Consider the following 8,380-nt stretch of genomic DNA (forward strand, 5'->3'; position numbering starts at 1 on the left):
GCAGCATGAGCGTCGTCGTCCGCTGCTGACCGTCGATCAGCACCAGCTCCGCGTCGGAACCCTCGCCGCTCGCGGACGACAGGATGGACCCGATGAAGTGCATGTGACGGTCGTCGAGGTCTGCCACCGCGCGGATGTCGGCGAGGAGCTGTTCGCACCCGCCGATGTCCCACCGGTACTGCCGCTGGTAGACCGGCACGACGATCGTCCAGTCCGCGGCTGACAGCCACCCGACCGTGTTGACAGCAGTTGCGTCGACGTTCGTGGCAGTGACCATAGCCTTCCCAGTCTATGAGGGCGGGATACCCGGGAGCCGGGCGACGGGCGGGCCCGGTTATTCACGGCCGGGCCACCGGGCCCCTTCCGAGCCCCGAGGTAGGCTTGCCTAAGTTGAGCCTGTTAAAACGTGCTGGCTCACTGACCGAAAGGCATGATTCGTCATGGGTTACATCAAGTCCGCCGCTCTCGATGAGACCGGCTTCGTGGTGCTCGACTCCTACGGCAAGGAGATCGACCCGAAGGAATGGCTCGACATCGAGTACGTCGACTGGAAGTCGTCGGGTGACACCCGCTTCGCGCCGCTTGCGTCGGCCAAGGGTGAGATCGAGTGCAACGGCTTCTGGAACCACACGCCGCCGCGCACCGACAAGGACGGCGTCTGGATCCCCGCGCAGACCGCGCTCGCGCCGACGCTCACCGAGCGCGCGCAGGAGCCCGGCGCCAACGTCGGCCGCTGCCGCATCATCGAACTGCAGCCGAACTCGTACGCGGACGCGCTGTACAACCTGCACCAGGACGACAACAACCGCCTGAACCCGGACGGCACCGGCTGGGTCGTGCGCGGATTCTTCAACCTCACCGACGACAAGAACAGCTACTTCGTGCTGCGTGAGAACCGCACCGACCCGAGCATCGAGTACCGCGTGGCGCTGCCGGCGGGCGCGCAGCTCATCGTCGACACGCAGCGTCTGTGGCACGCCGTGCACCACGACGGCACCGAGCCGCGCTACTGCCTCATCACCTCGTGGGAGTCGGGCCCCGAGCTCGACGCCTACATCGAGAAGTACCACGGCGTGCCGACGGCGCCTCAGTTCGAGGTTCCGCAGGACGTCCTCGACGCCGGCCAGGCCGAGCAGGCCCGCCGCGACGCGGCCCGCGCCGCCTATTACGCCGCCAAGGGCAAGGCCGAGGTCCAGGCCATGAGCGAGGCCTGAGCCTCCCTCACCCCCGAGAGGGCGTGGAAATCACAGTCTTGTGATTTCCACGCCCTCTCGGCCATAATGGCGGCAGCACAACCGAACAGCAGCCATGACACCGTCCCAGGTCGTAGGGGAAGACGCACCTGACGAACGGAGAGATCATGGCGACACCACAGGCGCGCGGGGTGATCTTCATCCACTCTGCGCCACGAGCGTTGTGCCCCCATCTGGAATGGGCCGTGGGCCGCGCACTCGGCCGCGCGGTGAGCTTCGACTGGACGGATCAGCCGGTCCTGGCGGGCAGTCGGCGTGCGGAGTTCTACTGGGAGGGTTCGGCGGGCACCGGCGCCGCCCTCGCGACCGCGATCCGCGGCTGGGAGCATCTGCGGTTCGAAGTCACCGAGGATCCCACGCCGCGCAGCGACGGCGGTCGTTGGCTGCACACGCCGGGCCTCGGCATCCACTACGCCCAGACCGACTCCGCAGGCAACGTCGTCATCGGGGAGGACCGCATCCGATACGCGCTCGAGATCTCGGGCAGCGACCCGCTCGAGCTCACCCGCGAACTCCAGGTCGCGCTCGGCGCGGCGTGGGACGAAGAGCTCGAGCCGTTCCGCCACGCCAGCGACGACGCACCCGTCGTGTGGCTCCACAAGGTGGGCTGACGCAGCCCACCTCAACAGACGCAGGCGGTGCGAGGCGCCATTACCGAGGCTCGGAGGCCATGAATCCCGGGTTGCGGGACCGCGAACCACCGCCTGACACGACAGACGCCCTCCGGAGGCTTCCCGGAGGGCGTCTTCGTCGTCTGCGACGATCTGCGGCGGATGCCTCAGACCGAGGCGAACGCGGCGACGGCGTTGTGACCGCCGAAGCCGAACGAGTTGCTGATGGCGAGCTGATCGCCGTCGCCCAGCGGCGTCGGAGTGCCCGAGATGCGGAACGGCACCTCGGGGTCCTGTGTCGTCAGGTTGATCGTCGGGGGAGCGACGCGGTCGCGCAGCGCCAGCACGGTGAAGATCGCCTCGAGCGCGCCGGTGCCGCCGAGCAGGTGCCCGGTGGACGCCTTGGTGGCCGACACCGGGATCTCGTCGATCCGCGGGCCGAACACCGAGCGCAGCGCGCTGTACTCGTTCGGATCGCCGACGGGAGTCGACGTGGCGTGCGCGTTGATGTGCGTCACATCGTCGACCGAGGCGCCTGCCATGTCGAGAGCGAGGCGCACGGCGCGCGAGGCACCGAGACCCTCGGGGTCGTTGGCGGTGATGTGGTACGAGTCCGCGGTGACGCCCCCGCCCACGACAGCGGCGTAGATCTTCGCGCCGCGTGCACGCGCGTGCTCCTCGGTCTCGAGGATCAGCGCCGCGGCGCCTTCGCCCATGACGAAGCCGTCACGGTCGATGCTCGTCGGGCGCGAAGCCGTCGCAGGATCGTCGTTGCGCTTCGAGAGGGCCTGCATGGATGAGAACGCGGCCAGCGTCACCGGGTGGATGACCGATTCGGTGCCACCCGCGATGACGACGTCGGCGTACCCCGCACGGATGTGCTCGATCGCGTTCACGATCGACTCCGTGCTCGACGCGCACGCGCTCGCAACCGTGCGCGCATACGCGCGGGCGTTGAAGTGCAGCGAGAGGTTGCCGGCGGCCGCGTTGGGCATGAGCATCGGCACCGTCATGGGCAGCACCCGTCGCGGGCCCTTCTCGCGCAGGATGTCCCACCCGTCGAGCAGGGTGTGCAGCCCGCCGATGCCGGTCGCGAAGTCCACGCCCAGGCGCTCGGGCTCCACCTCGGGGCTGCCCGCATCCGCCCACGCCTCCATCGCCGCGACGAGCGCGAACTGCGAAGAAGGGTCAAGGCGCTTCGCGACGGGGCGCTCGAGCACGGTGTCGGGACGCACCTTGGCCTCGGCCGCGAACGTGACGGGCAGCTGGTACTGCTCGACCCAGTCGTATTCGAGGGTGCGGGTGCCGGAGACGCCGTCCAGGAGCGCGGACCAGCTCTCGGGAGCCGTGCCGCCGAGCGGCGACGAAGCGCCGATGCCGGTCACGACGATGCGGGAGTTGCTCATGTCGTTCTAGATCCTCATGGGGTTCATGCCGGTGGGGGCCGCAGCCCCCACCGGAGGGATTACGCCTGGTTGGACGTGATGAAGGTGACGGCGTCGCCGACCGTCTTGAGGTTCTTGACCTCGTCGTCGGGGATCGTCACGCCGAACTTCTCCTCGGCGTTGACGACGATCGTCATCATCGAGATCGAGTCGATGTCGAGGTCGTCGGTGAACGACTTCTCGAGGGCGACCTCGTCGGCCGAGATGCCCGTCTCGTCGGTGATGAGCTCGGCGAGTCCGGCGAGGACCTCGTCGTTGGTGAATGCCATGGGATTCTCCTGTTTGTTAGGGGCCTGTGGGTCAGGGATATTTCGGTGCCCGGACGGGCCGGGAATCAGTCTAGGGTCGCGGCTCGCCGGGTCAGGGGAGGACGACGACCTGGGCGCCGAACACCAGTCCGGCGCCGAAGCCGATCTGCAGCGCCAGTCCGCCGCTCAGCTCGGGGTGCTCCTCGAGCAGGCGGTGCGTGGCCAGCGGGATGGACGCGGCGGACGTGTTGCCGGTCGTCTCGATGTCGCGGGCGATGACGACGCTCTCGGGCAGCTTCAGCTGCTTCGCGAACTCGTCGACGATGCGCATGTTCGCCTGGTGCGGGACGAAGGCGGCCAGATCGGAGGCCTCGACCCCGGCCTCTTCGAGGGCCTGGCGTGCGACCTTCACCATCTCCCACACGGCCCACCGGAACACGGTCGGGCCCTCCTGGCGGAGCGTCGGCCACGGCGCGGCGCCGTCGCGGAACTCGGTGAGGGTGTGGTTCATGCCGACGGCGTCCGCCTTCGAGCCGTCCGAGCCCCACACGGTCGGGCCGATGCCCGGGGTGTCGCTCGGGCCCACCACGGCCGCGCCCGCCCCGTCACCGAGCAGGAACGAGATGCTCCGGTCGGTCGGGTCGACGATGTCGCTGAGCTTCTCGGTGCCGATCACGACGGCGTAGTGCGCGGCGCCGGCACGGATGAGGGCGTCCGCCTGCGCGATGCCGTAGGCGAAGCCCGCGCACGCGGCGTTGAGGTCGTACGCCGCCGCCGGGTTGGCGCCGACGCGGTCGGCGACGATCGCCGACACCGACGGCGTCTGCTTCGGGTTGCTGATCGTGGCGACGATCACCGCGTCGACCTGGCTCGCGTCCACCCCGGACCGCTCGATGGCCTCGCGTGCGGCATCCGTCGCGAGGTCGATCGCATCGGTCTCGGGAACGGCCCGCATGCGGGTGACGATGCCCGTTCGCTGACGGATCCACTCGTCGCTGGAGTCGATGGGACCGATGAGGTCGTCATTGGGGACCGCGATCTCGCCACGGGCGGCGCCGTAGGAGTAGATGCGGGTGTGGGCCGGCCCGGTGGGCTGGACGAGGGTGCGGGTCATGCTTCTCTCCGGGTCAGGCGGCGGCGGCCACCAGCGCGGCGGCGGCCTCCAGGTCGTCGGGTGTCTTGACGGCAACGGCCGGGGTCCCGCGCAGAGCACGCTTCGCGAGTCCGACCAGCGTCCCCGCCGGCGACAGCTCCACGATGCCCGACACACCGGTGTCCGCGAAAGACGCCATGCACAGATCCCAGCGCACCGGCGAGGCGACCTGGTCGACGAGCAGCTCCACGACCGCGGCGCCCGAGGCGACGGCCGAGCCGTCGCGGTTGGTCCAGATGGTGACGGACGGGTCGGATGCCGCGACCTCGGCCGCCGCCGCGCGCAGCGCCTCGACAGCCGGAGCCATGTAGTGCGTGTGGAAGGCGCCCGCCACCTGCAGCGGGATGACGCGCGTGCCGGCGACCGGCTCGGCGGCCAGCGTCTGCAGGGCCTCGACGGCCCCCGCGACGACGAGCTGCCCGCCGCCGTTGTAGTTGGCCGGCGCGAGACCGAGCTCGGCGAGACGCGCGAGCACGGCGGCCTCGTCGCCGCCGATCACGGCGCTCATGCCGGTCTCGGCGGCCGCAGCGGCCTCGGCCATGGCGCGTCCGCGGATGCCGACGAGGGTGAGTGCGGCCTGCTCGCTCAGGATGCCGGCGGCCGCAGCAGCGGCGAACTCGCCCACCGAGTGGCCGGCCACACCGGCGATGCCGGCGCGGTCGGGGAGCGCGTTCCATGACAGCAGGCTCGCCGCGACGATGAGCGGCTGTGCGACCTGGGTGTCGCGGATGCGGTCGGCGTCCCACTCGGTTCCGGCGGCGACGAGGTCGACACCCGACCACTCGGAGTACTGGGCCAGCCGGTCGGCGGTGCCGTCGAGTTCGAGCCAGGGAGTCAGGAAGCCGGGGGACTGGGAGCCCTGCCCGGGAAAGACAGCGATACGCACCGTTCCATCCTGCCAAGGATCACCCCGCGGGTTCTGGCGACACCGTCACAAGAATTCCGCAGAGCTTTGTGCGCGTCCCACACCGACGTGGGGCCGAGAAGTCAGAGCGGACCGCGCCGGGCCGCAGCGGGACGCCGGCGGGTGGCATCCGTCCCGATCGATCCGAGGATGAGCGCGGTCTGAAGGATGAGGGCCTCGCGGGGGCCGGTGGCATCCCACCCGATCACCTCGGAGACCCGCTTGAGGCGGTACCGCACGGTGTTCGGGTGGACGAACAGCTCGCGCGCCGTCGCCTCCAGTGACCGGCCGTTGTCGAGGTACGCCCACAGCGTCGAGACGAGGTCCGCGCTGTGCGACTGCAGCGGACGGTAGATGCGCTCCACCAGCGTCAGCTTCGCCAGTGGGTCGCCCGCGAGCGCCCGCTCGGGCAGCAGGTCATCGGCCTCCACCGGTCGCGGCGCGTGCCGCCAGGCCCGGGCCACCGCGAACCCCGCGAGCGCCGCCCGGGCGCTCTGGCTCGCGTCGACCAGCGCCGGCACCGTGGGGCCGAGCACGAGGTAGCCCGCGCCGAACCCCGGCTCCAGGCGCTTCGCGATCTCGCCGAACGGCAGCTCCGGGGCGACGTCCTCGGACCCCGCCGGCGGCTCGGCGCGGCCGAGCACCAAGACGAGGCGTGAGCCCTGCACGCCGATGAGCACGTCCACGTCGAGCTTGCGGGCAGTGCGGCGCAGCTGGTCGACGTCGAACTGCGCAGGGGTCGTGCCCACGAGCACCGCGACCTCGCCGTGCCCGTGCCACCCGAGCGCCGCGATGCGGCTGGGCAGCTCCTCGTCGGCCTCGCCGGTCAGGATCGAATCGACGACGAGCGCCTCCAGGCGCGCGTCCCACAGCCCCCGAGCCTCCGCGGCCCGCGCGTAGACGTCGGCGGCCGCGAAGGCCACTTCGCGGGAGTAGAGGAGGATGGCCTCGCGGAGGTCATCGCCCTTTCCGGCGACGCGCTCCTCGGTGACCTCGACGGTCACCCGGATCAGCTGCAGCGTCTGCTGCAGGCTCACGCTGCGCAGCAGCTCGCGGGGCGCCGCCGCGAAGATGTCGGACGCGATCCACGGCGTCGAGCCGGGGTCGTCGTACCACTGGATGAACGAGGTGATGCCCGCCTGGGCCACCAGCCCGACGGCGGACCGTCGGGCCGGTGGCATCTCGGCGTACCAGGGCAGCGTGTCTTCGAGCCTCTTGATGGTGACCGTGGCGATGTCGCCCGAGATGCGCCGCAGCCACGCGAGCGTCTCGGACTTGTCCATCACCTCGACAGGCTTGCCCATGGGCGGATCAGCTCTCGCCGCCCGCGTTCCCGCTCGTTCCGGCGGTCACGTCGTGCAGGCGGTACTTCTCGATCGCCTGAGCCGCGAGGCTGCGGTCGACCACACCCTCCTCGGCCAGGGACTGGAGCGTGCGCACCACGACCGACGGGCCGTCGATCTTGAAGAACCGGCGGGCGGCGGCGCGCGTGTCCGAGAAGCCGAAGCCGTCGGCACCCAGCGTCGCGAAGCGGTTGGGCACCCACGGACGGATCTGGTCCTGGACCGCGTGCATGAAGTCGCTGACGGCGACAACGGGACCGGCGGCACCCTGCAGTTTCTCGGTGAGGTACGCCGTGCGCGGCTCCTCGCCCGGGTAGAGGAAGTTGTGCTCGTCGGCGGCGAGACCGTCGCGGCGCAGCTCGGACCACGACGTGACCGACCACACGTCGGCCTGCACGCCCCAGTCGTCGCGCAGCAGCTGCTGCGCCTCGAGCGCCCACGGCACGCCCACGCCCGACGCGAGGAGCTGGGCGCGCGGGCCCTCGCCCTCGGCGACCGAGATGCGGTGGATGCCGCGCACGATGCCGTCGACGTCGACATCCGCCGGCTCGGCGGGCTGGACGAGCGGCTCGTTGTACACCGTGAGGTAGTACATGACGTTGGGGTCGGGGTGGTTGCCGCCGTACATGCGGTCGAGACCCGAACGCACGATGTGCGCGATCTCGTATCCGTACGCGGGGTCGTACGACACCGTCGCCGGGTTGGTCGACGCCAGGAGCTGCGAGTGGCCGTCGGCGTGCTGCAGGCCCTCGCCGGTCAGCGTCGTGCGACCCGCGGTCGCGCCGATGATGAAGCCGCGCGCCATCTGGTCGCCTGCCGCCCACTGGGCGTCGCCGGTGCGCTGGAACCCGAACATCGAGTAGAAGACGTACACCGGGATCAGCGGCTCGCCGTGCGTCGCGTACGACGTGCCGGCGGCGGTGAAGGCGGCGACAGCGCCGGCTTCGTTGATGCCCACATGGACGATCTGGCCCTGCGGGCTCTCCTTGTAGGCGAGCAGCAGCTCGCGGTCGACCGAGGTGTAGTTCTGGCCGTGCGGGTTGTAGATCTTCGCCGTCGGGAAGTACGCGTCCATGCCGAACGTGCGCGCCTCGTCGGGGATGATCGGCACGATGCGGTGACCGAAGTCCTTCGCACGCAGCAGGTCCTTCAGCAGGCGGACGAACGCCATCGTCGTGGCGATCTCCTGCGTGCCCGAGCCCTTCTTGGGCAGCGCGTATGCGTCGTCGCCCGGCAGCTGCAGACCGACGTGGTGGCTGCGCCGCTCCGGAAGGAATCCGCCCAGGCCGCGACGGCGCTCGAGCATGTACTGGATCGTCTCGTCCTGCGCGCCGGGGTTGTAGTACGGCGGAAGGTACGGGTTCTCTTCGAGCTGCGCGTCCGAGATCGGGATCCGCATGGAGTCGCGGAAGTGCTTGAGGTC

At 70.3% G+C, this 8,380-nt stretch carries 9 protein-coding genes; 2 read left to right on the plus strand and 7 right to left on the minus strand.

The genetic code is table 11. The features are described 5' to 3' along the window. The coding region (locus ACTHNQ_RS11905) for a DUF262 domain-containing protein (RefSeq protein ID WP_440333645.1) at positions 1-277 on the minus strand (277 nt) is incomplete at its 3' end. A gap of 163 nt (positions 278-440) precedes the next feature. On the opposite strand from ACTHNQ_RS11905, the gene ACTHNQ_RS11910 reads away from it, so the two are divergent. Continuing rightward, positions 441-1,214, plus strand: coding sequence for a hypothetical protein (locus ACTHNQ_RS11910; protein WP_440333647.1), 774 nt, complete (start codon positions 441-443; stop codon positions 1,212-1,214). A gap of 146 nt (positions 1,215-1,360) precedes the next feature. Continuing rightward, entirely contained in the window at positions 1,361-1,864 is a 504-nt protein-coding gene (locus ACTHNQ_RS11915; protein ID WP_440333648.1) for a DUF3145 domain-containing protein, read from the plus strand. A gap of 167 nt (positions 1,865-2,031) precedes the next feature. Here ACTHNQ_RS11915 and ACTHNQ_RS11920 read toward each other — a convergent pair whose 3' ends face one another. From ACTHNQ_RS11920 to ACTHNQ_RS11945, 6 genes are all read right to left on the minus strand, one after another. Continuing rightward, complete coding sequence (locus ACTHNQ_RS11920) at positions 2,032-3,270, minus strand: beta-ketoacyl-[acyl-carrier-protein] synthase family protein (protein WP_440333650.1); 1,239 nt, start codon at positions 3,268-3,270, stop codon at positions 2,032-2,034. Between the two features lie 59 nt (positions 3,271-3,329). Further along, positions 3,330-3,578: an acyl carrier protein gene (locus ACTHNQ_RS11925; protein WP_013586517.1), complete on the minus strand. Its 249-nt coding sequence runs from the start codon at positions 3,576-3,578 to the stop codon at positions 3,330-3,332. A gap of 91 nt (positions 3,579-3,669) precedes the next feature. Further along, positions 3,670-4,671: a beta-ketoacyl-ACP synthase III gene (locus ACTHNQ_RS11930; RefSeq protein WP_440333652.1), complete on the minus strand. Its 1,002-nt coding sequence runs from the start codon at positions 4,669-4,671 to the stop codon at positions 3,670-3,672. Between the two features lie 13 nt (positions 4,672-4,684). Then, the gene (locus ACTHNQ_RS11935) at positions 4,685-5,596 is read right to left on the minus strand and encodes an ACP S-malonyltransferase (RefSeq protein ID WP_440333654.1); all 912 of its coding nucleotides are present in this window, start codon (positions 5,594-5,596) and stop codon (positions 4,685-4,687) included. Between the two features lie 101 nt (positions 5,597-5,697). Continuing rightward, on the minus strand, positions 5,698-6,918 hold the full coding sequence (locus tag ACTHNQ_RS11940; protein ID WP_440333656.1) for a PucR family transcriptional regulator: 1,221 nt from the start codon (positions 6,916-6,918) through the stop codon (positions 5,698-5,700). A 7-nt stretch (positions 6,919-6,925) separates the two neighbouring features. Next, on the minus strand, positions 6,926-8,380 hold a 1,455-nt coding region (locus ACTHNQ_RS11945), incomplete at its 5' end, for a transketolase-like TK C-terminal-containing protein (RefSeq protein ID WP_440333658.1).

This window comes from Microbacterium sp. (assembly GCF_051953575.1).
Taxonomy (GTDB): Bacteria; Actinomycetota; Actinomycetes; order Actinomycetales; family Microbacteriaceae; genus Microbacterium.

Coding starts and splice junctions, on each gene's coding strand:
- ACTHNQ_RS11910 (WP_440333647.1), top strand. CDS start 441: ATGGGTTACATCAAGTCCGCCGCTCTCGATGAGACCGGCTTCGTGGTG.
- ACTHNQ_RS11925 (WP_013586517.1), bottom strand. CDS start 3,578: ATGGCATTCACCAACGACGAGGTCCTCGCCGGACTCGCCGAGCTCATC.
- ACTHNQ_RS11930 (WP_440333652.1), bottom strand. CDS start 4,671: ATGACCCGCACCCTCGTCCAGCCCACCGGGCCGGCCCACACCCGCATC.
- ACTHNQ_RS11920 (WP_440333650.1), bottom strand. CDS start 3,270: ATGAGCAACTCCCGCATCGTCGTGACCGGCATCGGCGCTTCGTCGCCG.
- ACTHNQ_RS11915 (WP_440333648.1), top strand. CDS start 1,361: ATGGCGACACCACAGGCGCGCGGGGTGATCTTCATCCACTCTGCGCCA.
- ACTHNQ_RS11940 (WP_440333656.1), bottom strand. CDS start 6,918: ATGGGCAAGCCTGTCGAGGTGATGGACAAGTCCGAGACGCTCGCGTGG.